The organism is Halobiforma nitratireducens JCM 10879 (assembly GCF_000337895.1).
In the GTDB taxonomy this organism is placed as follows: Archaea; Halobacteriota; Halobacteria; order Halobacteriales; family Natrialbaceae; genus Natronobacterium; species Natronobacterium nitratireducens.
Window position 1 is genome coordinate 60,269 of the sequence record NZ_AOMA01000091.1, and the last position, 25,231, is coordinate 85,499.

At 62.9% G+C, this 25,231-nt stretch carries 20 protein-coding genes and 1 pseudogene; 8 read left to right on the plus strand and 13 right to left on the minus strand.

Annotated elements, in window-relative coordinates; genetic code table 11:
* Positions 1 to 20: 20 nt before the first annotated feature.
* From hutI to hutU, 3 genes are read right to left on the minus strand one after another with little or no spacing between them, the layout of a single operon-like run.
* Positions 21 to 1,313 carry an imidazolonepropionase gene (gene hutI, locus C446_RS09260; protein ID WP_006672826.1) on the minus strand — a complete coding sequence of 431 codons (1,293 nt, stop codon included), beginning with the start codon at positions 1,311 to 1,313 and terminating at the stop codon, positions 21 to 23.
* On the minus strand, positions 1,310 to 2,332 hold the full coding sequence (hutG, locus tag C446_RS09265; protein WP_006672827.1) for a formimidoylglutamase: 1,023 nt from the start codon (positions 2,330 to 2,332) through the stop codon (positions 1,310 to 1,312). Before hutG ends, hutI begins: the two co-directional genes overlap by 4 nt.
* On the minus strand, positions 2,329 to 4,083 hold the full coding sequence (gene hutU, locus C446_RS09270; RefSeq protein WP_006672828.1) for a urocanate hydratase: 1,755 nt from the start codon (positions 4,081 to 4,083) through the stop codon (positions 2,329 to 2,331). The genes hutG and hutU overlap by 4 nt, the downstream gene beginning before the upstream one ends.
* Before the next feature lie 84 nt (positions 4,084 to 4,167).
* Here hutU and C446_RS09275 point away from each other — a divergent pair, with 84 nt between their 5' ends.
* Complete coding sequence (locus tag C446_RS09275) at positions 4,168 to 4,818, plus strand: helix-turn-helix domain-containing protein (protein ID WP_006672829.1); 651 nt, start codon at positions 4,168 to 4,170, stop codon at positions 4,816 to 4,818.
* Between the two features lie 160 nt (positions 4,819 to 4,978).
* Here the strand turns inward: C446_RS09275 and C446_RS09280 are convergent, their stop codons facing one another.
* From C446_RS09280 to cyaB, 5 genes and pseudogenes are all read right to left on the minus strand, one after another.
* On the minus strand, positions 4,979 to 6,163 hold the full coding sequence (locus C446_RS09280) for a tRNA sulfurtransferase (protein ID WP_006672830.1): 1,185 nt from the start codon (positions 6,161 to 6,163) through the stop codon (positions 4,979 to 4,981).
* 74 nt (positions 6,164 to 6,237) lie between these two features.
* Complete coding sequence (locus tag C446_RS09285; protein WP_049920132.1) at positions 6,238 to 7,467, minus strand: MFS transporter; 1,230 nt, start codon at positions 7,465 to 7,467, stop codon at positions 6,238 to 6,240.
* A gap of 192 nt (positions 7,468 to 7,659) precedes the next feature.
* Complete coding sequence (locus C446_RS09290; RefSeq protein WP_006672832.1) at positions 7,660 to 8,865, minus strand: methionine adenosyltransferase; 1,206 nt, start codon at positions 8,863 to 8,865, stop codon at positions 7,660 to 7,662.
* 226 nt (positions 8,866 to 9,091) lie between these two features.
* A pseudogene (locus C446_RS09295) lies at positions 9,092 to 10,506 on the minus strand (ISH6 family transposase).
* A gap of 166 nt (positions 10,507 to 10,672) precedes the next feature.
* A complete protein-coding gene (cyaB, locus tag C446_RS09300) occupies positions 10,673 to 11,368 on the minus strand; it encodes a class IV adenylate cyclase (protein ID WP_006672833.1) in 696 nt (231 codons plus the stop codon).
* Between the two features lie 88 nt (positions 11,369 to 11,456).
* Here cyaB and C446_RS09305 point away from each other — a divergent pair, with 88 nt between their 5' ends.
* On the plus strand, positions 11,457 to 12,422 hold the full coding sequence (locus C446_RS09305) for an FKBP-type peptidyl-prolyl cis-trans isomerase (RefSeq protein WP_006672834.1): 966 nt from the start codon (positions 11,457 to 11,459) through the stop codon (positions 12,420 to 12,422).
* 380 nt (positions 12,423 to 12,802) lie between these two features.
* On the opposite strand, the gene C446_RS09310 is transcribed toward C446_RS09305, so the two are convergent.
* The 4 genes from C446_RS09310 to C446_RS09325 form a co-directional block, all read right to left on the minus strand.
* Positions 12,803 to 13,069 carry a cytochrome C oxidase subunit IV family protein gene (locus C446_RS09310; protein WP_006672835.1) on the minus strand — a complete coding sequence of 89 codons (267 nt, stop codon included), beginning with the start codon at positions 13,067 to 13,069 and terminating at the stop codon, positions 12,803 to 12,805.
* Between the two features lie 336 nt (positions 13,070 to 13,405).
* Complete coding sequence (locus C446_RS09315; RefSeq protein ID WP_006672836.1) at positions 13,406 to 15,877, minus strand: cbb3-type cytochrome c oxidase subunit I; 2,472 nt, start codon at positions 15,875 to 15,877, stop codon at positions 13,406 to 13,408.
* On the minus strand, positions 15,874 to 16,917 hold the full coding sequence (gene coxB / locus C446_RS09320; RefSeq protein WP_006672837.1) for a cytochrome c oxidase subunit II: 1,044 nt from the start codon (positions 16,915 to 16,917) through the stop codon (positions 15,874 to 15,876). The genes C446_RS09315 and coxB overlap by 4 nt, the downstream gene beginning before the upstream one ends.
* A gap of 352 nt (positions 16,918 to 17,269) precedes the next feature.
* Positions 17,270 to 17,725 (minus strand): hypothetical protein, encoded by a 456-nt coding sequence (locus C446_RS09325; RefSeq protein WP_006672838.1) that lies wholly within the window; start codon positions 17,723 to 17,725, stop codon positions 17,270 to 17,272.
* 69 nt (positions 17,726 to 17,794) lie between these two features.
* On the opposite strand from C446_RS09325, the gene C446_RS09330 reads away from it, so the two are divergent.
* A complete protein-coding gene (locus C446_RS09330) occupies positions 17,795 to 18,430 on the plus strand; it encodes an adenylate kinase (RefSeq protein WP_006672839.1) in 636 nt (211 codons plus the stop codon).
* On the opposite strand, the gene C446_RS09335 is transcribed toward C446_RS09330, so the two are convergent.
* Positions 18,427 to 19,941: a DUF7289 family protein gene (locus C446_RS09335; RefSeq protein WP_006672840.1), complete on the minus strand. Its 1,515-nt coding sequence runs from the start codon at positions 19,939 to 19,941 to the stop codon at positions 18,427 to 18,429. The genes C446_RS09330 and C446_RS09335 overlap by 4 nt on opposite strands.
* Before the next feature lie 320 nt (positions 19,942 to 20,261).
* Between C446_RS09335 and C446_RS09340 the strand changes: the two genes are divergently transcribed.
* The 5 genes from C446_RS09340 to C446_RS09360 all read left to right on the plus strand — a co-directional run bounded on the left by C446_RS09340 (position 20,262) and on the right by C446_RS09360 (position 24,803).
* On the plus strand, positions 20,262 to 21,212 hold the full coding sequence (locus C446_RS09340; protein ID WP_006672841.1) for a DUF106 domain-containing protein: 951 nt from the start codon (positions 20,262 to 20,264) through the stop codon (positions 21,210 to 21,212).
* A gap of 201 nt (positions 21,213 to 21,413) precedes the next feature.
* On the plus strand, positions 21,414 to 21,989 hold the full coding sequence (cmk, locus tag C446_RS09345; RefSeq protein WP_006672842.1) for a (d)CMP kinase: 576 nt from the start codon (positions 21,414 to 21,416) through the stop codon (positions 21,987 to 21,989).
* A 4-nt stretch (positions 21,990 to 21,993) separates the two neighbouring features.
* Positions 21,994 to 22,905: an RNA-guided pseudouridylation complex pseudouridine synthase subunit Cbf5 gene (locus C446_RS09350; protein WP_006672843.1), complete on the plus strand. Its 912-nt coding sequence runs from the start codon at positions 21,994 to 21,996 to the stop codon at positions 22,903 to 22,905.
* A 78-nt stretch (positions 22,906 to 22,983) separates the two neighbouring features.
* Positions 22,984 to 23,232, plus strand: coding sequence for an alpha/beta fold hydrolase (locus tag C446_RS09355; RefSeq protein ID WP_152419413.1), 249 nt, complete (start codon positions 22,984 to 22,986; stop codon positions 23,230 to 23,232).
* Positions 23,229 to 24,803: a class I adenylate-forming enzyme family protein gene (locus C446_RS09360; protein WP_006672845.1), complete on the plus strand. Its 1,575-nt coding sequence runs from the start codon at positions 23,229 to 23,231 to the stop codon at positions 24,801 to 24,803. Before C446_RS09355 ends, C446_RS09360 begins: the two co-directional genes overlap by 4 nt.
* Positions 24,804 to 25,231: the final 428 nt, after the last annotated feature.

A 25,231-nucleotide genomic window follows, 5' to 3' on the forward strand; every position in this document is an offset into this window, starting at 1 on the left:
CGGCAGTTCCACGGCGGCAATCACGACCGAACCACCTCCCCGCTTTTCACCACTGCGTCGACGGCCGGCGTGTCGAACCGGTAGGCGACGTGGGCGGACGACGGTGCCTCGAGAACGAGAGCGTCGGCCGGCGCACCGGTTCGGAGAGTCCCGGTGCCGTCCTCGAGATCGAGGGCGCGGGCCGCGGCGCTGGTCGCGCCACGCAGGGCCTCCGCGGGCGTCATTTCCATCTCGAGACAGGACAGCGTCTGGACGAAGGCCATACTCCGGGAGTGGCAGTTCGGGTTGAAGTCCGTCGCGATCGCAACGGGCGCGCCGGCCTCGAGGAAGGTCCGGGCGTCGGCGTACTCCTCGCCGAGCCCGAACGCCGTCCCCGGCAGGAGGACGGGGACGACGCCGGCCTCACGCAACGCGGCAGCGTCCTCGGCGGTCGCGTGCAGCAAGTGATCGGCGCTCGCGGCCTCGAGGGTTGCGGCCAACTGCGCGCCGCCGAGCCGCGTGAACTCCTCGGCGTGGACCTTCGGTGTCAGCCCGACGTCGCGGCCGGCCTCGAGTACCCGGCGGGACTGCTCGACGTCGAAGACGCCCGCCTCGCAGAAGACGTCGCAGAACTCGGCGATTCCCTGTGAGGCGACTGCGGGAAGCTGATCGTCGGTCACGTGATCGACGTACTCTTCGGTGCCGGTGTCGTCCGGAACCGCGTGTGCGCCCATAAACGTCGGCACGAGGTCGATCGGATGGGCATCGTCCGCGCGGTCGATGACCTCGAGCAGCCGCAACTCGGTGTCGACGTCGAGCCCGTAGCCGGACTTGACCTCGACGGTCGTCGTTCCGCGCGCGAGCATAGCGTCTAAGTGAGACAGCAGGTTCTCGAGGAGTCGTTCGTCGTCGGCCTCGCGGGTGGCCCTGACGGTCCGCAGGATGCCACCGCCCTCCTCGAGGATGTCCTGGTAGCTCTTGCCCCGGAGTTTGGCCTCGAGCTCGTCGGAGCGGTCACCGGCGAAGACGGCGTGAGTGTGGGGATCGACGAACCCGGGAACGACGGCGTTGCCCGCGGCGTCGATCGCTTCGTCGGCGTTCTCGGGCGGGTACTCGCGTGTGACCTCCTCGGTCGGTCCGACGGCGACGACCGCACCGTCGACCGCGGCGAACGCGGCGTCCTCGATGATCTCGAGGGGGTCGCCGTCCGGGTCCGTACTCGTCTCCGTGTCCGCGTCCCCTGCGTGCTCGGGCGGCCCGACGACGAGTTCGCCGGCGTCGTAGACGACACAGCTGTGGTCCTCTCCGCTCGCGACGCCGTCGGTGCCGGTCATCGTCGTCCCTCCACGTAGCCCGCGAGAAAGTGTGCTATCGCCCGTGCGGCGGCGTCGACGGTCGCGTTCTCGCGGTCGAGCGACGGGGAACACTCGACGACCTCGAACCCGGCGATCCGGTCGTCGCCCGCGAGCACTCGCAACACCCGGAACAGTTCACGGGTCGTGATCCCGCCGGGCGTCGGCGCGCTTACCCCCGGCGCGGCCGCCGCGTCGAGAACGTCACAGTCGACGCTGACGTAGACCCGATCGACGTCGTCCATCGCCTCGAGCGCTCGACGTGCAGCCGCGACTGCGTCCTCACCGACCTCTTCGGCGGTGACGACTTCCCCCCGGCGCTCGCGGACGTAGTCGTGGTAAGCCGTCGAGGTCTCGAAGTGTCGCGCACCGAGACAGGCGTAGCGGTCGAGGCCGTTCTCGAGGAGTTGACGGTACGGCGTGCCACTGGAGGGGCCGTCGACTGGCTCACGAACGTCGAGGTGGGCGTCGAGGTTGATTACGCCGACTTCGGCGTCGAGCAACGGCGCAACGTTCGGGTACGTAAGCGAGTTGTCTCCACCGAGGAAGACGGGAAGCACCTCGAGGTCGAGGTCGTAGACGCGTTCCGTCGTCTCCTCGAGACGCGACTGGACGTCCTCGACGGGCCGTCCGGTATCGTCCTCGCTCTCGAGCCAGTCGACGAGCGTGCGGACGTCGCCCAGGTCGACCACCGATCCGACGGGGCCGCCGTCGAAGTGGTGGGTCTTGACGCGTGCCAGCGAGCGCCTGATCTCGGTCGGCCCCTCACGAGCGCCGGACCGGCCGATCACCGCGCCGTCGTAGGGCTCGCCGACGAGGACTGCGGCAGGCTCGAGATCACTCACGTCGTCGATTTCGACCCGTTCGACGACGTGGCCGAACAGTTCGTCGTTCGGATCGTCGACTGTCGCGACCGATGCCCAGCCGCCGGCCGATTCCCACTCGGGGGTGACGGCGAAGGCGTCCGTCTCGGTCGTCTCGGTCGTTTCCTCCTCGTTCATCGCTCGATATCCTCCATCGGTACGTGGACGTTCGAGTCACGGGCTTCTGAAACTGCCTCCTCGTAGCCGGCGTCGGCGTGTCGGATCACGCCCATTCCGGGGTCGGTGGTGAACACTCGGCGGGCCTTTTCGGCCGCCAGCTCGGTGCCGTCGAGGACGACGTGGTTGTTGGCGTGGAGGGCGTTGCCGATGCCGACGCCGCCGCCGTCGTGGACGCTGACGATGTCCGCGCCCGCCGCACAGTTCAGCAGAGCGTTGAGGATCGGCCAGTCGGCGACCGCGTCGGTCCCGTCGCGCATGTCTTCTGTCTCGCGGTTCGGGCTCGCGACCGACCCCGCATCGAGGTGGTCTCGAGTGACGACGATCGGGGCCGAAATCTCCCCCGCCGCGACCAGGTCGTTGATCCGCAGGGCAAAGCGCGCACGCTCGGTCAGTTCCTCGTCGCCCTCGCCTTCGGTGTTGTAGCCGAGCCAGCAGACCCGGCTCGGGAGCCCCTGGAACTGGATCTCGTCCTGGGCGAGTTCGATCCAGCGCCGGAGGTGGTCTTTCTCGGGGAACAGCTCGAGGACGGCCTCGTCGGTCCGACGGATATCCGCGGGATCGCCCGAGAGCGCGACCCAGCGGAACGGGCCCTTCCCACGACAGAACTGTGGACGGATGTACGCGGGGACGAACCCCGGAAAGTCGAAGGCATCGTCCCGGTCACGGTGTTGCTCGACCTGTCCGCGAATGTTGTTCCCGTACTCGAAGGCGATCGCACCTCGGTCCTGTAACTCGAGGACGGCGTCGACGTGTCGCTCCATCGTCTCGAGGCTCTCCTCCCGGTACGTCTCGGGGTCGCGCTCGCGGAGGTCGTCGGCTTCTTCGACTGTGTACCCCGCCGGGTAGTATCCCTCGAGCGCGTCGTGGGCGCTGGTCTGATCGGTGACGACGTCCGGGACGAACCCGCGCTCTATGAAGCGTTCGTGGAGCTCGGCGGCGTTGACGTGAACGCCGACGCTATAGGCCTCTCCGGCGTCGGCGGCCGCTTTCGCGCGGTCGATCGCCGCGTCGATATCGTCGACTTTCTCCAGACAGTAGCCGGTTTCGATGCGACGGTCGATCCGCTGTTCGTCTACTTCGGCCGCGATGCAGACTCCGTCGTTCATCGTCACCGCGAGCGGTTGAGCGCCACCCATGCCACCCAGACCGGCCGTCGCGACGATCTTCCCGCGCAGATCGCTGTCGAAGTGCTGGCGTGCTAACTCGGCGAGTGTCTCGAACGTGCCCTGGATGATCCCCTGAGTACCGATGTACGCCCACGATCCCGCGGTCATCTGGCCGTACATGATCTTCCCTTCGGCCTCGAGTTCGTGGAAGTGGTCCCAGTCGTCCCAGTTGCCGACGAGATTCGAGTTCGCGATCAGCACGCGGGGCGCACGTTCGTGGGTCTCGAACCGGCCGACGGGCTTGCCAGACTGCACGAGCAGCGTCTCCTCGTCACCGAGCGTCCGGAGCTCCTCGAGGATGGCGTCGTAGGCGTCCCACGAGCGGGCCGCGCGTCCGCTCCCGCCGTAGACGACCAGCTCCTCCGGCTCCTCGGCAACCTCCGGATCGAGGTTGTTGTTCAGCATCCGGAGAGCGGCCTCCTGTCGCCACCCCTCACACTCGAGGTCGGTACCGGTCGGTGCACCCCGGTACTCGTCCCACTGGTCGCTTGGCTCCCCTCGCGATCGATCGCCGTTCTCGGTCGCCGAATCGGGCTTTCCCATGTCTCTCACTATCATACGACGGACCAATACCAGTCCTGTTCCTTACGGAAAGGGATTTATAAGTAGGGCGCGACTCGACGACGCGTGTACGAGGCCACGTTCGTCGTCGGCGACTCGAGCGTCTACACCGAGCCGACGGCAGGGACCGACTGTCGCGTCGAACTCTGGTGTAACGACCACTCGGACCTGCTGTACGTCGTCGGCTCGCAGACTGGGCCACTGTTCGAGCGGATCAGCGACACCGTCGGCGTCGAGGAGCGCGTCGACGACGGCGGCGAAGCCGTCGTCATCACGAGTTCGTGTTTCAAAGCGTACGACGAAACCCACATCGATCGCTACCTCGCTGCCCACAACTGCCTGCTCGTGCCGCCGCTGCGGTACGAGGACGGGCGAAAGCACTGCCGCGTCCTCGCACTCGAGGCGAGCAGCCTGACTGGACTGTACGCCGACCTGCTCGAGGACGGGTTCGAGATCGACATCCACAGCAAACGCGAGATCGCGGTCCCCTCCCACTCCTCGCCGTTGCTGACGCTCGAAGACGTGGTCCCGGAGTTGACGGCCCGCCAGCGCGAGGTGTTGTCGCTTGCCGTCGATCGCGGCTACTACGAGTTGCCACGGGAGACGACGACCGAAGAACTCGCGGCGGGTCTCGAGGTGGGGCGACGGACAGTCGAGGACCACCTTCGGCGCGCGGAGCGGAAGCTGTTGCCGTCGCTGGTGTCGTATCTGTACTAAACTACTGAGACCACTGGACAACAGTCGAGACACACCCGATCGCGTCTCGATGCCTGTCGCGTTTCGCGACGGCGTCTCGAGTACAGTCGGTGTATGCAGTGGTTCGTCCGGTAGTATAAGCTCCCGGGCAGGGGTATTGCTGAACGCGGTATCGGAAGGGTCAGGGCTCGACCAGTTCCGCCTCCTTCGCCGCCGTCTCCGCTCGTTCGAACAGGTCGTCGGGCTCGTTCTCGAGCAGTCGCTCGAGGCGTGCGTTCGTCTCCGTGCGGTCGGGCACGACGCGGTTACACCCGGCGTCGATCGTCGAGTCGGTGAACGTTTCGATCTCGCGGGCCCGGTCGACGACCTCGTGTTTGTCCCAGGAGAGCAGCGGGCGGTGAATCGGCAGCGAGGTCGCGCGGCTGGTGACGCCGAGGTTCTGGACCGTCTGGCTCGATTTCTGCCCCACTGCTTCCCCGGTGACGATCCCGTGAGCGTCGACGCGCTCGGCGAGTACCTCGCCAACTCGGTAGAAGAACCGCCGCAACGAGAGCATCCGCCCCTCTTCCATCTCGGAGACGAGCAACTCGACGGTCTCGCCGGCAGGAACCGTATAGACCGGCACGTCGAAGTTCGGCGCGTACGCCGCGAGCGTCCGAACCGTCTCCATGGCCCGCGCTTCGTGGTCGATCCCGCCGTAAGCACCGAGGTCGACGTACACCGGAACGATCGGGCTGCCGCGTTTCATCATCTCGTAGGCGGCCACCGGCGAGTCGATCCCGCCGCTTACCAGTGCGATCGTCTTCTCCTGGGCACCGAGGGGCAAGCCGCCCGGACCGGGCACCGTCTCGAGGTAGACGAAGGCGACGTCTTCCCGGACCTCGACGCCGAAGGTAACGTCCGGATCGTCCAGGTCGACCTCGGGGTCGAACTCACGCTCGTCCTCGACGACATCCCAGATCGCCGATCCACCGTCCCGCGCGAGATCCTCACTGTCGTAGGGGAGCGTCTTGTCGGCCCGCCGGGCGTCGACTGCGAACGTACCACCGTCGTAACACTCGCGAGCAGTCTCGGCGAGCACCTCGACGATGCGCGCTTTCTCGGTACTAACGACTGTCGCGGGACTGGCCGAGACGACACCGAAGGCGTCCGTCGCCGCTTCGACCGCCGCTTCGACGGCGTCTTCGTCGGTGTGAATCAGCGGACGGTTCCAGCGGCGCTCGACCTCGCCGGGGATCGACCGATCGGCGAGCAACGCCTCGAGGTTCTCGACGAGGAGCCCCTCCATGTACCGTTTGACGGTGTTGCTCTTCGTGTTGAGATCGCCGTGGCGGACGAGGACGGTGTCGGCTCCCGGGGGACGCATGAGCAGGGATAGACGACTCCGGCTATAAGGGGGTTACGAGGCTGTGGCGAGAACCGACGACCGCTCTCGAGGCGCTATCCGACCGACTCGCCGATCGACGGGTTCATCCGGCCCGTATGGGCGTAGATTCCCCCGAGGAGTACGATCCCGGCCAACAGCGGAAGAGCAGCGCTGAGCCCGTAGACGAACTCGAAGCTGACGGTCTCGACCAGCGGCAAGGAAACGAGCGGGCCAAGACCGCCACCCACGTCGCCGAGAACGTTGTTGGTCCCCATCGCGCGACCGACGCGATCGTCGGGCGTGAGATCCGCCAGCAGCGCGGTCAACGGACCACCGACGCCGCCCTGACCCGCGCCGATGAGAATGCAGGCAAGCACCAACACCTCGAAGCTGCGACCCAGCGCCAGGACCACGAACCCCACGAAGGAGGTCAGCAGAAAACCGATCAGGACCGGCACTCGAGCGCCGACGGAGTCGCTGAGGACGCCTCCACCCAGCGTGAACACAGCGCCGGTCAACACCGTCACGGCCATCAGCATGCCCGACGAGCCCTGCGCGTCGAGCCCGAAGATGGAGATGGCTCGGACATCGAGCAGGAGAACGAGCGTCGAGAACAATACCCCGATGTACGCGAAGTAGAGTCCGAAGTTGACGAGGCCGACGGTCACTGCCGGGATCGAGACCTCCAGGTCCCAGGGTTTGACCGACTCCTGTTTCCCCTCCACGTGGGTCTCGGGGACGATGAGGTACGCGATGATACTCGCGAGTCCGGCGAAGGCAGCCGCCAGCACGAACGCGGCCTCGTTGCTCCAGACGTCGCTGACGACGCCCCCGAGGACGAGCCCCGCGGGGAACCCGAACGTGATGCCCGCACGGACGATTCCCATGCTCGTGCCTCGCGAATCGGCCTCACTGACGTCGGCCGTGATCGTGTACGCCGTCGCGAACACCAGGGCGCTGCCCAGCCCCCACAGGATTCGTGCGACCATGAACCAGAACTCCGGCGGAGGGACGAGCATCGCGACGACGTACATCGCAGTCGCGACGCCTTCGATCGCGAGCCCGGCGATGAACGGCTTCCGGGTCCCGATCCGGTCGACCAACACCCCCGCGGGTGCGTTCGCCACCAGCCGCGTGAACCGGTTTGCACTCAGAATGAGCCCCACCATGAACGCTGAGATGCCGAGCACCTCTCCGAGGTTCGGCAGGATAGGAAAGATGACGCCGCCGCCGAATCCGACGAAGAAGGTACTGGCGACGACTGCGAGGACGACGCGGTTGGACTCGAGAGAGGGAACCTTCACTGACGATCGCTCCGTCTTGTTTCGAAACGTAACTAGGTACGAGAGATGCGACCCCGGGTAATCGTTCTGTCGGAAGCGGTCGGCGATGCCGGCCGACGTGGACGTCGACTCGAGGATATCGGACTCGAGAGTCGAGCCCCAGTTGCGACCCAAAAAACGCTTCGGCGGTCGTCGAGGTCGACGAAACCGCGCTCAGAACGTCGACAACTCGCCGTCGATCACGCGGCGGGTGATCTCGGTGACATCACCGAGTTCGCGGTCGACGATCGCTTCGACGTCGGCTTCGACATCTTCGATCGTTACGCCGTCTTCCGTGACGACGTGGACGTCGGCGACGTGTGGCTGGTCGATCGGCCGGCCGATCTGGGAGAGTAGTCGAACACGCAGGTCGCGAATGCCGTCGACTTCCGCGACGACGGATTCGGCGATCTCGGTCGAGAGAAGGTTGTAGATCTTGCCGATGTGATTGACCGGGTTCTTCCCGCTCGTCGCTTCCATCGACATCGATCGGTTGGGGGTGATGAGGCCGTTCGCGCGGTTACCGCGGCCGACGGAGCCGTCGTCGCCCTGCTCGGCTGACGTGCCCGTCACCGTCAGGTAGATCGACCCCTCGTCGTAATCGTCCGCGGTGTTGACGTGGACGGTCACCTCGCGGTCGGTGTGTTCGGCCGCGACATCCGCGACGAACTCGCGGACCGAGTCGACGGCGTCGACGTAGGCCTCCATGTCCGGAACGTACTCGTCGATCATCGCCGCCGCGACGGTGACGTCGATGTGATCTCCCTCTCGTTTCCCCATGATCTTCACGTCGGGACCGAGATAGGGGTTCTCTTCCGCGAACTCCCCGTTCAGGCGGCGTTCGGCCTCGGAGACTATCTGTTCGGTCTCTGTCAAGGGCGCGTGTCCGACGCCGAAGCTCGTGTCGTTGGCCATCGGAACGGAGACCTCGTCCTCGCTGAAGACTTCCTGCAGATCGCCGCTTCCTTCGCCCAACTTGACGTCGACGACGATGTCTTCGCCGTACTCGAGTTGGGGGATGGTCTCCTCTAGGTACTCGCGGGCGGCCGTCAGCGCGATCCGCTCGGTCGGAATCGTCTGTCCCTCGTAGCGTTTGGTCGCCCGGCCGACGATCAGCAGATAGATCGGGTCGACGACTTCGCCACCGCCGAAGGCGGGTGCGGCCTCGCCAGCGACGAGTTGCGTCTCGTCCGTGTTGAAGTGCAGTACTTTGCCGACGCGATCCAGATACTCCTGGGCCAGCGCGCTGGCGACGTTCTCGGCGACGCCGTCACAGATAGAGTCGGGATGACCGATCCCCTTGCGCTCGACGATTTCGACCTCCTGGTCTTCGACTGCCTGTCGGTCGATCGGCTCGACCCGAATGTTCCGCTCGCTCATTGCCGGGCCTTCGAAGAGCGTCGTTCTATAACTTGCGGAAAGGGATTCGACGAGGCTGATGCCTGGTAGTTATCTCGAGCGTGTCGGATCGTCTCCACCCGCTTCCGATCGGTCAGGCGTCAGACGGATTGCTGTAACTGTAGTAGCCACTGCGAGTCAGTGCGCACCTGATCCCCAGACGGATCGTCGATCAGTGTGCAAATCGTTGGTCCCGTCCCAAAGTCGTCTAGAGTTCGCCTCTGGTAGCTACAGTTGACACCTCCATTGTGATGGCTGTTTTGGCTGAGCGCTCGAGCAGNGTTCGTCGGCGAACGCCGCGAACTGCTCGGGATCGGCGTACTGCACCAGATTCAACCAGAGAAGCGACTCTAGCCCCGCTTCTGACCACTGCATCCATTGATTCTTACACCGTTTCGAAACTTCACCCATAGCTCGTTCGACCACGTTCGATGTCCACGGAACCTGCTGTTGGTCAAGCGCGAGTTCCGCGAACGTCACGGTTGCTTCCGCCCATTCCCGGAGGTACGCCGCTGCTTTCGGGGAGTCTTGGCGCTCTAACCTCCAGGCTTCTTTCCGAAGGTTCTCGAGCGTTTGGTCGATCCGCTCGCGGATCGCCAAACGCTCATTCCTCGGTGCATGGAGTGCGACAGAGTTCTTCAGATGGAACAGATCATCCGTAACACCAGAGACGATCGCTTTCCGCTCGGAGAGCGGAAACGCATCGTCTTTCCAGAGCTTGTACCCGAGCGTTCGACCGACGTGAACGAGATCGAGCTGGTGAGAACGGTCACCATTCTCGAACGCATCGGCGAGCGCGTTCTCGGCGTCACTGACGACCGTCGCGTCGTCAGTGATCGCCTCGGTTTCCTCGAGAGTCGCTGCTGTCTCATCCCAAGAGTCGTTGAGATTGACGTCTAAAAGCGTCGTTTCCGAGTCTTTCTCGGTGGTCTGTCCGAGGGTGACGTTGACGTCGTGGTACGTGCAGTGATCGTCCTGGCTATGACACTTCGTTCCGTCAGGAATGACAGTGTCTGCGTTCGTCCCAGGAAGCCGATCACGAACGAAGTCACCGAGTTTGCTGCCGTACTCGCGGACTCGACGGCTGATCGTCGTTTTCGAAGGCATCGGAGTGAAGCCGTCGCCGTGGGCGACGGCATCACGAAAGCTGAGCGACGTAGCGAGGTCGGTACTCTGGAGCGAAACATCCNAAGCCGTCGCCGTGGGCGACGGCATCACGAAAGCTGAGCGACGTAGCGAGGTCGGTACTCTGGAGCGAAACATCCTCTTGATAGATGCGCTGTCCGTCGAATTCGACGAGATCCTCGAGTGGCCGGAAGTAGGTTGGATCGTCCTCAGTAGCAGCGGTATCTTTGACGTGGTGGAGCGTGAATTCGTGTTCTCCAGCAGTTGTCACGGCTGTTCGTGTCGTGGTGCCAGCGCGCTGGAAACGGCGGTCGCCGTTTCCGCGCGCGTGTTTCTCCCCGCAATACGCCTCGACGAGCGCCTCGTCGAGGCTGCTGACGATCTCCTCGAGGATCGTCGCCTCGAGCTGAATCTCGGTAAGAGATTCAGCGAGCGTGGCAAGCGGNTTTTGTCTGGGTCGAGACTAACTGTGAATTGCGCGTCGATTGTGGCGTGCATGGGTCACTTCGGGGTAGGTACCAGAGGTGACCCTGTTTCCACAGGAGTCAGTTACGACTCTAGACGAGTTTGGGACACGACCAAATCGTTGCAGTTGGTACTACATTTATCGCCGATCGCCGACCCTGTTCTGGCGATCGACGGTAATTGACGACAGTAAACCGTATCAGTCCTCTGCTCGTCCCTCGGCGAGCAACAGACCGAGATACGACGTCCGGACTCCGTCCGCCGGATCGAGCCCGAGGCGCTCGAGGAGGTCGTAGGCCGCATCGCGGGCGGGTTCGAGGTGGCCGTCGTCGTCGACTTCCGTCTCGACTTCGACGTACTCGCCGACCCCGTCGACCTCGTCGAGTGTGACGATCAGTTCGTCGACGTTCGCCGCCTCGAGTACCTCGCGGCTCTCGTCGCTACGTCCGTCGGTCACGGCGACTGCGTATCGATCCCTGGACTTTCGAACCGTCGCGGCCGCTTCGAAGCCGAGATTCGTCAGGACGGCGTCCATCGTCGTCTCATCGGCGACGATCGTCTCGAGTTCCTCGCGGGTCTTGGATTCGTCGTCGAGGAGCGGCCCTTTGTACGTGATACGGGTCTCCTCGCTTGCTGTGTCGTCGGCCGTACCGTGGGCCGACTCTCCCGTGTCGTTCGCGTGCGCTTCCGCTGGCCCTTTCGCCTCTTCCGATGCCGATCGCTCCGACCTGATCCGCAGTGCCTCGTCAGTCTCCGGAAACGAGCGGTGGGGTGCGTCGTAGTACGTGTCGGCCTGCACGACACGCCCCAGCGGTCGCGTCTCGGCCTCGAGACTCTCGAGTCGCTTACGGACGCACTCGAGATCTGCAGGCACTTTGACTTCGACCTCGTACATACTCCGTCAGACGGCCAGCGGTCGTAAGTATCGGTCGCTCTCGCGGAAAAACGTCGTACTTAAATGTAGACGGGCGGACGTACAAGATATGACCGAGGAACAAGAGGCCGAGCCAGACGAGCAGGCCGATGACGTCGACGAAGAAGTAGCCGAAGAAACCGACGAAGACGCTGCAGGACTGCAGGAAGGCGATTTCGTCGAACTCGACTACACCGCCTACACCGTCGAGGAAGAACAGCTGGTCGACACGACCGACCCCGACGTCGCCGAAGAAGAAGGCGTCGACGATCAGGGCCAGGAGTTCAAGCCCCGAACGATCGTACTCGGCGAGGGCCACATCTTCGAAGCCGTCGAGGAAGCCGTCATCGGCTCCGAGACCGGCGACGAAGGCACCGTGACCGTCCCCGCCGAAGACGCATTCGGCGAGTACGACCCGGACAACGTCGAGACGGTCAGCGCCGAAAAGATCGACGAGGACGACCGCTACCCCGGCGCGAACGTCCAGGTCGACGGCCGACAGGGCTACATCAGCACGATCATCGGCGGCCGCGCCCGCGTAGACTTCAACCACCCGCTGGCCGGCGAGGACGTCGAGTACGAGTACGAGGTTCTCGACGTCGTCGACGACCGCACGGAACAGGCTGCCGGCCTGTTCGAGATGATGCTCGGTATGGAACCCGAGCTCTGGATCGAAACGGACGAAGTCGAGGAAGAGGTCCCCGTCGAACCGGACGAGGACGACGAGGACGCCGAGCCCGAGTTCGAGACCGAAGTCGTCGAGAAGGAGACGCTCTATCTGGAGGCCACGCCCCAGATGACGATGAACCAGCAGTGGATGATGGGCAAACAGCAGATCGGTCAGCAGATCATCGACCAGATCGGTGTCGATCGCATCATCGTCCAGGAAACCATCGACGGCATGGGCGGCATGGGCATGCCCGGCATGATGGGCGGCATGGGCGGTGCAGGTGGCGGTGACATCGAGGACGCCCTCGAGGACGCCGACGTCGACGCCGACGAAATCGTCGAAGAGCTCGAAGGCGCAGAAGAGTAACGCGGTACCTGTCGGAGATCGTCTTTTCGATCGCGGCTTTCGCCACGAGCGTCGCCTTTCCGATCTGTACCGGCCGCTACTGCGTTCAGCAGCTCGAGGCGACGCGTAATCGTGACCTCCCGTTCGAAGCAGCTCCAGAGACCCGACTGTGCGAGACGGAACGACCGCAACCGGTCACACACTGCTCGCAGGCTGTCGTCAGATTAGCTATCCAGCGAGCCACAGTGGCGACTGGGGACTCTCGAAGTGAACAGTGTGTGACCTTTCCCCGTTAGGCCCTCAGCGGATGCCTGCCGGCAAAACCGAGCCATCGACGACCGTCCGACAGAGGCAAGAAGGGGTAACGTCGAGAACGCCCTGAAAGTCGCGGCTCGACCGGGCTACTGGATAGAGTATCCTGCCGCCACGGTCAGCAGGAAGACCATGAAAACGGCAATGCTCATCATGTAGGTGACTGCACGCGGTTCTTCGATGAGGTGCTGGTAGTATCCGGCGATCAGCAGTGACTTGGCAACTGCCAGAATAATCGTTCCACCCATCGCCATCGAGTAGGTAAAGATGTCGTCGAACGTGAAGAACACGAACTTGCCCGTACCCAACACCAGCAGTACGACGTAGATCAGGACGTACGTTCGAGCGTCAGCCATTGGTAGCCATTGCGGGCGTCGACCACTTATACCTTCCTCATATGAACGGAGAGAAGCGTCAACGCAGGACACTCGAGTCGGTCCGTACCGATCCGACGCCACTCTCCCGGTCCACGCCGCACACCCCCGCGACCAGTCGCAGGCGAGTGGAAGCCGACACAGCGTGCACGAAGCCCGCGTCGGTGGCTGTCGATGCGTTCTGTGTACTGTCGGTTCCAGGGAAATACGACCGACGGGGCTACAGCATCCTGAATCAACCGTCGCCACGAACGTGCGGAGAGAAGAAACGAAACGGAACGGAACGGAACGAATCACCGCGTGGAACCGCCCCCCGTCCTACATCAGGTAGAACAGCGGGAACAGGAAGACCCACACGATGTCGACGAAGTGCCAGTAGAGGCCGAAGAACTCCACTGGCCGGTGGTCCTCGAGATAGGCGTCGATGCTCACGATCCGGTAGATCATGAACATGGCAATCAACACGCCGATGATCACGTGCAGGGCGTGCATCCCGGTCGTAACGAAGTAGACCGAGTACTCCATGCTGGACCACCAGTACGTGCCCTCAGCGAACTTGGAGCCGTACTCGTAGGCCTTGACACCCATGAACGTGAGCGCGAGCAGCAGCGTTGCGCCCATAGCCGCGAGCAGTCCCTTCTTGTTCTTGCGTTCGGCGTAGACGAGCGCCATGATGACCGTGAAACTCGAGGTCAGCAGGACGTAGGTGTTCAACAGTCCGGCCCACTGGATCGTATCGAGCGACCACGCGCCCCAGCCCATGTGGAGCCGGAGGAAGATGTAGCCGCCGATGATGGCCCCGAAGACCATCACGTCGGAGGCCAGGAACACCCAGACCCCGAGTTTCGTGTTGCCGACCCCGTCGAACGGCCACCGTTCGGCGACCGCGGGTTCGGGCACGTTGAACTCCTCGACGCCGAACTTGAACAGCGTGTAGCCCAGAATCACCAGTCCGAGCACAGTGAGGATCGGATAGATGATGTTGGGGTCCGCGGACGTGCCGACGACAGAGTGACCGCGCTCCTCGGCGAACTCGACGACGTACGGTGTCAGCCCCGTCAGCCCGAGGAAGAACACGAAGGTACCGACGCCGATGCCGAACGGCCAGATGCTGGCGTGGTCGGCGTGTTCTTCCTCGTGGGCGACGGTCGCCTCGGCGGCCTTGCCCTCACCGTGGGCGACGCCGCCGTCGGTCGCAGCTGCGGAATCGTCGACGAACTCGAGTCGGCCACTGGCGTAGCTCGGCCGGCCGCCCCAGTTCTCGAGCGGCGGCGGCGAGGGGACCGCCCACTCCGCCGTACGGGAGTACTCCCACGGGTTGTCCGGCGCGTCGGGGCCGGACACCCAGCTCTTGGCGAACGTGTAGAACATGATCAGGAACGAGGCTCCGAAGACGAAGGCCCCGACCGTCGAGAGCTGGTGGTAGAACTGGGCATCCCCTGCGTAGTGGAAGACGCGTCGCGGCGTCTCCCAGGCGAGGAACTGTGGGAAGTAAAGCAGGTTGAAGCCGATGAAGTAGACGGCGAAGTTGAGCTTCCCCAGCGTCTCGGAGTACATCTTCCCGGTGATCTTCGGCCACCAGTAGTAGAGACCTCCGATCAACGCGGTGACTCCCGAGACCATCACGTAGTGGAAGTGCGCGACGACCCAGTAGGTGCCACGGAACTCGTAGTCGAGCACGACGGCCCCGAGGAAGACCCCGGTGATACCGCCGAGGATGAACAACACGAGTGCTCCGAGCGCGAACAGGAACGGCGTGGTAAACCGGACCCGTCCTTTGACCATCGTGTAGATCAACGCAAAGACCATCAGGTCGAACGGTAACGAAATCCCGATGGTCGTCGCCATCATCAGCGTCTTGATCTCTAAGTTGATGGTCGTCAGGAACATGTGGTGCATCCAGACGAGGAACGACTGCAGCGCCACGAGGACCATCGCGATGATGACCCACTTGCGGCCGACCAGCCGCCGGCCGGTAAACGTCTGGAACACCTCGAACATGATCCCCAGCGCGGGGAAGAAGACGATGTACACCTCCGGATGGCCGAAGAACCAGAAGAGGTGCGCCCACAGCAGCCCCGACCCCTGATCGGTCGCGAAGTACTGGGTCAGGAACAGCCGGTCGGACAGCAACAGCAGCGCTGCGGCCAGCAGTGCCGCGAACGCGAACAGCATCATCCAGACGGTCAGCAGCCACGACCAGGTGAACATCGGCATGTTCCAGAGGCCGAGGCCTTCGGCACGCGACCGGTGAATGGTAACGAGGAAGTTCACCGTCCCGACCGTAATCGAGATGACGAGCAGGCCGAGCGCGAGGATCGTCGCGTTTCCGCCTGTCGTCATTTCCATCGCCGGAGTGTACGTCGGCACGTTCAGCGGCGCGTACATCGTCCAGCCGCCGGCGTAGGTTCCACCCTGGAAGAAGGAGAGCCCGATCAGGATTCCCGAGAACAGGTAGAACCAGTAACTGAGGGCGTTCAAACGTGGGAACGCGAGGTCGTCCGCACCGATCTGGAGCGGGATGAAGTAGTTCGCGAACCCGGTTGCGATCGGCGAGAGGAACCAAAACACCATCAGGAGGCCGTGTGCCGTGACCGCCTGGTTGAACTCGCCGTCAGCCAGTAGCCCCGTTCCGCCCGGCACCCAGAGGTGGGCACGGAACGCCAGGGCCATGACGCCACCGAGCAGCAAGAAGAATATCGACGTCCCGAGATAGAGGATACCCACGTCCTTGTGGTTGGTCGTCACCAGCCACCGTTTGATGGACGTTCTCGGTGGGAGCTCACTCATTCGTCGTCACCTCCGTCGTTCGTTTCGTCCGTTTCATTGTCGGTTTCTTCGTCACCCTCGTCGCCGTCGCCTTCGTCTTCGTCTTCGTCCTCGTCCTCACCGGGCGTCTCGAGGGTGTACGTCTCGTCGACGGGTCCGTCGAAGGAGATCGTGTCCTCGACGTTCTCGAACTGGTCGTCCTCGAACGTGATCTCCACGTCGTACGGACCGCCCTGTTCGATATCGTCGATCGTGATCGAACCGTTCTCGAACTCGTCGTCGGCGAAGGTGAAGCTGAGGTCGTCCTCGAACTCCGCGTCGTTCTGGTGTTCGAGCGACAGTTCGAAGCCGTCAGTCACCCGCTGTTCGTCCTCGTCCTCGAGAGTGATCGTCATGGTGAGTTGCTCGTCGACCCACTCCTCGTAGGCGTCGGGTTCCATGACGGTCACCGGCGAGTCCATATCGGAGTGTCCGGGCCCACAGAGTTCGAAACACTCGGCAGTGTAGTTGCCGGGCTCTTCGGCGACGAACCAGGTCTCGTCGTACTCGCCGGGGATGGCGTCAGCCTTCACCCGGAGGTCCGATATGCCGAAGGTGTGCCAGACGTCGTTTGCGGTCACCTCAATTAAGATCGGCGTGTCGGCGGGGATCACCAGCCCGTCGTCGTCGAACGACGTCTGCTCGAGGCCGTTATCGTACTCGTATCCCCAGTCGAACGCCCACCCTTCGACGTCGATTTCGATCGCATCGTCGTCAGGGTTGTCGAAGCCTGGGTCCTCGACGTACAGCAACATCCCGTACGTCCAGACGACCAACGAGATGACGATGATGGCACTCAGGCCGAACGACAGGAACAGTTTCTTTCCGCCCTTTCCACCGGTCGGTAGTTCCCCGACTGAAGGGAGATCCTCGTCTTCAGGTCGGTCCTCGGTATCGCGGTACTTGTACGCGTTGTACAGCGTGTACGCGACAACCACGATACCGACGAGCGTACCCAGTCCGAGGAACACGAGGAAGATGTCCTCGAACACGTCGATACGCGTCCTCGGAACCACCTCCATCGGGTATTGTAGTGCGCTGAAGATTGTATTCACCTCTTTTGAAGACCGTCTATATGTCGGTGGATGGTATCCCGGGCCACTTATCTATTTGGAAACCGCCGCACCGCGACCGTATCGGGTCGTCGTTGATCCCGTGACACGTGTTACCGGTCTGCTATTCTTCACCGATTCGTAGGGACCCGAACACTTCTTTCTGTCGATCTTTCACCCGACAATAGTTTGTATTAAAACAGCAATGGCGAGAGGGACTCTCGTGGGCCGAACCAGTTCGGTTAGGGAAACGAGACCACTCGAGGAAGCGACCGGTTACCGGGGTCGCGAACACCCAGTGATCCTCGCGCGCACGTTGCGGTCAGATCTCGACGACCCAGACCCGAAACGACTCGGGGAGACCGTACACGCGCTGAAACACCGCGTCGATAAACTGCGCGATCCGGTTCCCGTCGGCTTTCGCACTGATTCGTGCGTTCGTTCCGGCCGCCTCTTCGGGTCGGTTCACTTCGTCGATCTTGAACGCCGGAAACTCACCGACCGTGGACTTGAGGGTCTCGAGTTCGTCGGCAGTACAGTCGAGGTTGATCGTTCCGTCCGCGAACTGAATCCAGGGAACGCCGAGTTCCGGATCGACATGGACGCTCGCTTCGGAGCCGTCGGAATCGGCAAGCGGATCGTCACCGCCGTCGGCATCGAACACGCGTTCGTCGACCTCGAATGTCAGAAAGCCCCGTCCCCGCTGTCGATGAGCGGTAATGGCGTCGACATACAGTTTTCGTCGCTCCGCAGGCTCGCTCGCATCGAATCGTGTCATAAGTGGTCGTACACGTACAGACGTGCCCGTTTCTTTAAGCCTTTATGCGCCGGCGCTGAACGGTCGGGTATGGCAGGGCCACGCATCCTGATCCTCGGCGCACCCGGGGCAGGGAAAGGTACCCAGAGCGCAAAGATCACCGAGGAGTTCGACGTCGAACACGTTACCACCGGCGACGCACTCCGCGCGAACAAGGACATGGACATCTCCGATATGGACACGGAGTACGACACGCCCCGGGAGTACATGGACCGCGGCGAGCTCGTCCCGGACGCGGTCGTCAACGCCATCGTCGACGAGGCGCTCTCCCAGTCCGACGGCTTCGTACTCGATGGCTATCCGCGCAACCTAGAGCAAGCCGAAGAACTCGAGGGTATGACTAATCTCGACGTGGTACTGTATCTCGATGTCAGCGAAGAGGAACTCGTCCACCGGCTGACTGGCCGCCGTCTGGACCCCGAGACGGACGAGATATATCACGTGGAGTACAACCCGCCGGAAGACCCCGAAGTCGAAGAGCGACTCGTCCAGCGCGACGACGACACCGAAGAGACGGTCAAAGAACGACTGCGGGTCTTCCGGGAGAACACCGAACCAGTGATCGAGTATTACGAAGACGAAGGTGCACTCGAGCGCGTCGACGGCGAGCAAGCGCCGGAAGAAGTCTGGGAGGCGGTCAAGACGACGATCGAGGACGTCGCCTAGTCCTCGCTAACCGAGATTTGGTGTTCGGCTACGTTGAGATACGTGAGCTGGGGTGGAAGTAACTCAGGATCCGGATATATCTCGATGTGTTCCTCCTGAAGCGAGTCGTCGTATTCGAAATCGAGTCCGCCCTGTCCTCCCTGTAGGCTCACCGACGACGCGACGAGCGAACCGTAGAAGTTCGGATTCGAGTGGACACAGACCTGCATCTCACACCCGTTACGCTGGCTCCAGTCTTCGTTGGCCCCGCCAGCGTAAATGATGCCTTCGAACCGCGAGCTACCCCCAGGTCCGAAATCGACCTCGGAGGTGGACGTGGTCACGAGCTGGATGACGGACCCATCCTCGTCTTCGTAGCACCCCTCGTCTACGACACAGGTGTTTCCGCCGTTGCTAGCGTCGTAGTCGCCGGTCAGATAGACGCTCAGTTGGGTCCCATCGGCATAGTCGCGAACAGTTATCGTCTCGCCGTCAGCGATGATGTCTCCATCGACGACCAGCGTCGCGTTTCCGTTCGAGAGGTCGAACGATAGGTGCCCATCTTCCTCGATACCCTCGGCGTAGTAAACGCCATCACTAACGCTGTCGTTGAACTCGTTTACCGTGCCGAGGTCCGTGACTTCCTGTCCATCGTACTCGGCATCGGAGGAGTTCGTTTCGTTTACGACCCTGTTTACCTCTTCAGTCAGAGGTGGATATGCCTCTTTTTCTGCATCGATGTCGACGTTTCCACCGGTCTGAAACTCCGTCGCGTAGATCGCTTCTTTCCTGAACGCATCGGCGATCTCTTGATACCCGAACTCAGCAGTTACCGTCCCAGCTTCCCCGTTTTCGTGTGGGTCGACGTCCTGGACCGTCGTTGGCCCCCCTTGCCGTTCGAAGTACGTCTCCCACCCACGATAATACTCGCTCGTGACTTCGATCGTGACTGTATCGTTTTCGACGATCTCGGCCTCTCGTAGGGGGTCCGTGTAATCGTGATCGAGCTCTAGCTGTCCGGAATCGAGCTGCGCTTCGTCGCTTACCTCTATCACCGGGAACATCAGAGTCTCCGTTTCAGCGTCGTACTCTAGCGGCGGTGAGGAGACGACTCGCGTCTCGTTTCCGGTTTCACGAAAAACGCCGCCAGCCTGATAGGCCAGTTTCGTTCCATCTCTCCCTTGATACTCGATCGCTCCGATCGAGACGTTCGCATCGACATCCCCTCCCTCGATCTCGATGGTCCCCGTTTCAGTCATTACGACCGCTCCGTTTTGGCCTACCTCGAGGTCCATCGAGCGTGAGACATCACTGGTCGTGGATACCGTTTCCATCTGCTGGCTCAACTCGACGAACGCCCCCTCGATCCGTTCTGATTCGGATTGGTGTTGCAAATCCGTCGTCATCTGTCCGGCAACGACGAACATGCCCGTGCTGGTGATCATGACCATCCCGATCAGCAACACGAGTCCGATCAGCGTCGACTGTCCGTGTTCGGTCAGTCTCGACCCCTCGAGACGGCGCGGAAACATAGCTCAACACGAACGTCACAGAGAGAATAATGGGGTTCTTCGATCAGACCATTTAGAATCGTTCACGTTCGTTTTCTAGTGTCAGTACGGGTCCCAAGAGAGCAACGAACGCGGGCGTTTTCCGGGTCAGAAAACTCATTTGGCGTCGTAAACTGTTTGAACAATACTCGCGGGATAGAGTCTGTGGCTGAAGAGACACTTCCGACGCTCGTCGAACCGCGGACCGATGTCGAGATCACAGCCGTTCGCAGGCGTATCCGAGAACCCGGCCTCCGACGAAGATAAACACTTGTATACCGTACGTGCGCTAGTCCACACAGATGACGCGTACAGCCGAGAAGATCAACGCCCTCATCCGCGAAGATGCCTCGATGGACGAGGCCCTCGAGGCCGTCCGCGAAGCGGCCGACGAGAACGGCGGCGAGGTTCAGTGGGGAGACGTCAACGACGAGCTGACGAGCGGCCAGTGGGGTCGACTGATCGAGAAGGGTCTGTTAGTCGACGGCGACGAAGGGTTCGAGATCGCCGATCGGGAGGCCTACGACGAGGCACTCGACGGCGACGCCGACGAGATCGTCGTCCCGGATGTCGACGTCGACCCCGAACAGTCGAAGTGGTCGCAGTGGGACAAGATGGCCGCGGTCGGTTCGGTCCTGCTGATGGTCGGTTACTGGTTCGACTCCGTCCGAAACACCGTCGGCGGTGCGATCGATACGGTGATGGCTCCGCTCGACGCCGCCCTCCCGTTCTATGCAGTAATCCTTTCGGTCGCACTGCTGACCGGTCTCTACTCGACGCTCCTGCAGGCGAACCTGATGAACCCCGAGATCATCGGGAAGTACCAGAAGCGAATGAAGGCCATGCAGGAGAAACAGCAAGACGTCCGCGAGCGCAAGAAAGAGGCCGAAGAGCGTGGGGCAAGCGACGCCGAGATCGAGCGCCTCGAGAACGAACTCGAGGAGGTCCGCGAGGAACAGATGGAAGCCATGGCGGACAATCTCGGGATGTTCAAAGAGCAGTTCCGCCCGATGGTCTGGATCATGCTGTTTACGATCCCACTGTTCCTGTGGATGTACTGGAAAATCCTCGACGGCGGAGTGAGCCAGGCCGAACTGACGATGATCATGCCGATTGCAGGTGAAGTCCGACTCGACGAGGGGCTGCTCGGTCCGATGTGGGCCTGGATCGTCTGGTACTTCCTCTGCTCGATGGGCTTTACCCAGCTGCTGCGGAAGTCGCTGAACATCGACATGACGCCGAGTGGCACCTGATCACGTCTCGTCTCGTCCGAACGGGCACGTACCACGTACCACGTACCACGTTCCTCGACTGCTCTCCCACCGCTTTTCTCGCCGCTTCTCTCACTCGCCGCCGCCCGCTGTTGGCCGACCTACGAGAGTCGAGCCCGAACCGACGGACACGACGCTCGAGCGATTCAAAACCCCTTTTAGCCGCCGCGTCGCAGATCGGATATGTTACTGACAGTCTCCGGCCCGCCGGGAAGCGGGAAGAGCACGACTGCGGAGTTGCTCGCCGACGCCTTCGATCTGGACCACGTCAGCGGCGGCGACATCTTCCGCGAGTTGGCCGAGGAGCGTGGCTACACGCCACTCGAGTTCAACAAGCTCGCGGAGGAAAACGACGAGATCGACCGCGATCTCGATCGGCGGCTCCGCGAGATTGCCATCGAGGAGGACGATCTGGTTCTCGAGTCGCGTCTGGCCGGCTGGCTGGCTGGTGACCAGGCGGACTTCCGGTTCTGGCTCGACGCACCGGCACGGGTCCGTGGCGAACGAATCGCCGACCGCGAGGACAAAGATCCCGACCGTGCGACCGAAGAGACGAAGGCCCGCGAGGCCAGCGAGGCCCAGCGTTACGAGGAGTACTACGGGATCGACATTCGCGACCTGACGATCTACGACCTCTCCGTGAACACGGCTCGCTGGGAACCCGATGCGGTACTGGACATGCTCGTCACGGCCGTCGAGGAGTACGACACGAACGGGGACGAGGGGAAAGCTCGCGTCGGCCTCGAGTACGAGTTCTGAATGCATGACTCGTGACCTCCGTGCTCCGCCCGACGAGCGCTCGCCTGCCGAGTTGCTGACTTTCGGCGTCGTCAACCTCGACAAGCCGCCCGGCCCGTCCTCACACCAGGTGAGCGGCTGGCTCCGTGACGCCGTCGACGAAACGCTCGCGGACCGGGGACCTGAAGCGTCGATCGACCGGGCGGCCCACGCGGGAACGCTCGACCCCAAAGTGACCGGCTGTTTGCCGATCATGCTCGGCGACGCGACCCGCCTCGCACAGGTGTTTCTCGAGGGGCCAAAGGAGTACGTCGCCGTCCTCGAGTGTCACGGTTCGATCCCCTCGGACGCCGCGTCGATCGTCGCGGCGTTCGAGGGACCGATCTACCAGAAGCCGCCCCGAAAGAGCGCGGTGGCCCGTCGTCTTCGCGTCCGCGAAATCTACGATCTCGAGGTGCTCGAGGTCGAGGAGCGACGGCTTCTCCTGCGAATTCGCTGCGAGAGCGGCACGTACGTCCGCAAGCTCTGTCACGACCTCGGACTGGCGCTTGGCACCGGTGGCCACATGGGTGACCTCCGACGAACGGCGACGTCGCCGTTCGACGACACTGATCTTCACTCCGCTCAGGCGTTTCTCGACGCGCTTGGCTTCTGGGTCGAGGACGACGACCCCGAACCGCTGTACGAGGTCGTCGATCCCGCCGAACGCATCCTCGAAGAGTTGCCAGGGGTCGTGATCGCCCCGAGCGCAGCCCGGGAAGTCGCCGAGGGCGCGCCGGTCTACGCACCCGGCGTACTCGAGGTCGACGACCCTACAGAGGGCGATCTGGTCGCCTGTTATACCCCCGACGGCGCGGCGGTCTGTCTCGGCGAGTTCGTCGGGCCAGCCGACGCCGAATCGGGCGTCGTGGTCGACCTCGAGCGAGTGTTGATCTGAACTTGGGTTTACGGCCAGTTCCTCGGGGTTGACACTCGAACGCGGAACTACTTTGGACGGCTGGGTGCAGTACAAGATATGCCAACAGCCACCAGAGACGGAGCCTCGATCGTGTACGAGGGCGACGGCCCCGAAGGCAGCGAGCCAGTTCCCCTCCTCGAAGACCCGGGCTACGGGAAGAGACTGTGGCGCTGGCAGCGTCGCGCCCGCGAGGACGAGTATCGGTCGATTCTCTTCGACAACCGCGTGACCGGGAAGTCCGACGCGCCGCCGTGCCCGTACACGTTCGAAGTAGCCCGACACCCCATCGGTGGCGGTCACACATGAACTGGGGGAGCGATCCCTACGAGTGGGTCGGCGACTGGAGCGGACGGCGGGCGTCGCTCTCGCCAGATCGGACGGCGGTCGTCGACGAGACCCTGGGCGAAGCCTATACGTACGCCGCCCTGGACGATCGGGCCAATGCGACGGCTCGGCTGCTCGAGTCCGTCGGCGTCGACGAGGGCGAACGGGTCGCGCTCGTCGCTCGGAGCCGGGTCGAAGCGTTCGACCTGTTTTTCGCGACGGGCAAACTCGGCGCGATCCTCGCACCGCTGTCGTATCGGCTCGAGCCGCCGGAACTCGGCGAACTACTCGACCTCGTCGAACCGCGGCTGCTGGTCATCGAGTCCCCGTTCGTCGAGCGCGTCGAACACGCCATCGCGCGGGCCGAGGTCGATCCGATCGTCCTCGAGTTGGCGACCGACGATATCGCGGGCGGCTGGGATACGTACGACGAGCGCGTTCCAAGCGACGTTCGGCCAGTCGAGACGGCCGAACGCGCGCTGTCGGACCCACATCTCCTGTTGCATACCGGCGGCTCGACGGGGACCCCCAAGGAGACGACGATCACACACGGCTCGATCTACTGGAACTCGTTCAACACGATCACTGCCTGGGGTCTGCGGCCCGACGATGTCGCACCGATGGTGTTCCCGATCTTCCATACGGGTGGGTGGAACGTGCTTCCGCTCCCGTTTTTCAACATGGGCGGGACGTTGCTCGTCGACCGCGAAGTCGAGCCGGGCCGCGTCCTCGAGCAGATCGACCGCCACGGGGCGACGGTCCTGGTCGCGGTGCCAGCCGTTCTACGGACGATGACCCGCAACGACGACTGGGAACGGACGGACCTCTCGACGCTGCGGTTCGTCAAGAGCGGCGGCGGCCCCTGCCGGGACGCGATCGTCCGCGCCTGGCGCGAGCGAGGGGTCGAATTCTCCCAGGGGTACGGGCTGACCGAGTGCGGTCCGAACAACTTCGCGATGCCCGACGACTGGCCGAAAGAGAAGGTCGCCAGCGTCGGCAAGCCAGTACTGCACACCGACGTACGCGTGGTCGACGACGACGGGCAGCCGCTCGAGGACGGCGACGTAGGTGAACTCGAGATCGCAGGTCCGCACGCGGCCTCGGGCTACTGGGCCGACTCGGGCGCGGGAGAGGACACGTTCGCCGACGGCTGGGTGTCGACTGGCGACCTCGCTCGCCGGGACGAGGACGGGTTCTACCACATCGAGGGTCGCAAGAAGAACATGTTCATCAGTGGCGGTGAGAACGTCTATCCTCCGGAAGTAGAAGACGAAATCGCGGACCACCCGGCCGTCTCGGAGGTGCTCGTGATCGGTGTTCCCGACGACCAGTGGGGGACCGTCGGGAAAGCGGTCGTCGAACCCGCAGAAGACGGTGTGGACGAAGGCGACGAACCGCTGACCACGCGTGAACTCGAGGGCTACCTCGAGGGACGACTCGCGCAGTTCAAGGTTCCGAAGTACCTCACGTTCGTCGACGAGATGCCCACGAGCGGCCCGTCGAAACTCGACAGGGCGGCCGTCAAGGAACGATACGGTGGTGAGCCGGAATGACCGGCACCGGTTCGCGTCGTCGCGCGAGATCGCCCGGTTCCCGGACGGATCGTCCCATGCTATAGTGGCCACTGCAAGTCAGTATACACCTGCTCGCCAGATGGATCGACGATCAGTGTGCAAATCGTTGCAGTTGGTACTATAGACCTCACCCTCGAGCTAAAGCAATACGACTGTCCGTTCATCGACGCGACGGACGATCACGGGTGTCGTTTTCGACGATCGAGTAGAATTCGAGATAGCCGCTGCAGCAACACCTCCTTGCCGCATTCACCGGGCTCGAGCAGCATGCACTGTTGTACTCGAGTGGGCCACTGGGAAACTCGGGTGGGCTTGATGTTGCTCTGTTGAACGCAAGAAGGCGACAGTATTGAATTTATGATATTCGTCTTAATGCCGCTATATGGCCTGAGAGTCCTGTTTTGAAA

Excerpts from the sequence above, each read along its gene's own strand:
- hutI (WP_006672826.1), bottom strand. The coding sequence starts at position 1,313 with ATGACCGGCACCGACGGCGTCGCGAGCGGAGAGGACCACAGCTGTGTC.
- hutG (WP_006672827.1), bottom strand. The coding sequence starts at position 2,332 with ATGAACGAGGAGGAAACGACCGAGACGACCGAGACGGACGCCTTCGCC.
- hutU (WP_006672828.1), bottom strand. The coding sequence starts at position 4,083 with ATGGGAAAGCCCGATTCGGCGACCGAGAACGGCGATCGATCGCGAGGG.
- C446_RS09280 (WP_006672830.1), bottom strand. The coding sequence starts at position 6,163 with ATGCGTCCCCCGGGAGCCGACACCGTCCTCGTCCGCCACGGCGATCTC.
- C446_RS09290 (WP_006672832.1), bottom strand. The coding sequence starts at position 8,865 with ATGAGCGAGCGGAACATTCGGGTCGAGCCGATCGACCGACAGGCAGTC.
- cyaB (WP_006672833.1), bottom strand. The coding sequence starts at position 11,368 with ATGTACGAGGTCGAAGTCAAAGTGCCTGCAGATCTCGAGTGCGTCCGT.
- C446_RS09305 (WP_006672834.1), top strand. The coding sequence starts at position 11,457 with ATGACCGAGGAACAAGAGGCCGAGCCAGACGAGCAGGCCGATGACGTC.
- C446_RS09310 (WP_006672835.1), bottom strand. The coding sequence starts at position 13,069 with ATGGCTGACGCTCGAACGTACGTCCTGATCTACGTCGTACTGCTGGTG.
- C446_RS09315 (WP_006672836.1), bottom strand. The coding sequence starts at position 15,877 with ATGAGTGAGCTCCCACCGAGAACGTCCATCAAACGGTGGCTGGTGACG.
- coxB (WP_006672837.1), bottom strand. The coding sequence starts at position 16,917 with ATGGAGGTGGTTCCGAGGACGCGTATCGACGTGTTCGAGGACATCTTC.
- C446_RS09325 (WP_006672838.1), bottom strand. The coding sequence starts at position 17,725 with ATGACACGATTCGATGCGAGCGAGCCTGCGGAGCGACGAAAACTGTAT.
- C446_RS09330 (WP_006672839.1), top strand. The coding sequence starts at position 17,795 with ATGGCAGGGCCACGCATCCTGATCCTCGGCGCACCCGGGGCAGGGAAA.
- C446_RS09335 (WP_006672840.1), bottom strand. The coding sequence starts at position 19,941 with ATGTTTCCGCGCCGTCTCGAGGGGTCGAGACTGACCGAACACGGACAG.
- C446_RS09340 (WP_006672841.1), top strand. The coding sequence starts at position 20,262 with ATGACGCGTACAGCCGAGAAGATCAACGCCCTCATCCGCGAAGATGCC.
- cmk (WP_006672842.1), top strand. The coding sequence starts at position 21,414 with ATGTTACTGACAGTCTCCGGCCCGCCGGGAAGCGGGAAGAGCACGACT.
- C446_RS09350 (WP_006672843.1), top strand. The coding sequence starts at position 21,994 with ATGACTCGTGACCTCCGTGCTCCGCCCGACGAGCGCTCGCCTGCCGAG.
- C446_RS09355 (WP_152419413.1), top strand. The coding sequence starts at position 22,984 with ATGCCAACAGCCACCAGAGACGGAGCCTCGATCGTGTACGAGGGCGAC.
- C446_RS09360 (WP_006672845.1), top strand. The coding sequence starts at position 23,229 with ATGAACTGGGGGAGCGATCCCTACGAGTGGGTCGGCGACTGGAGCGGA.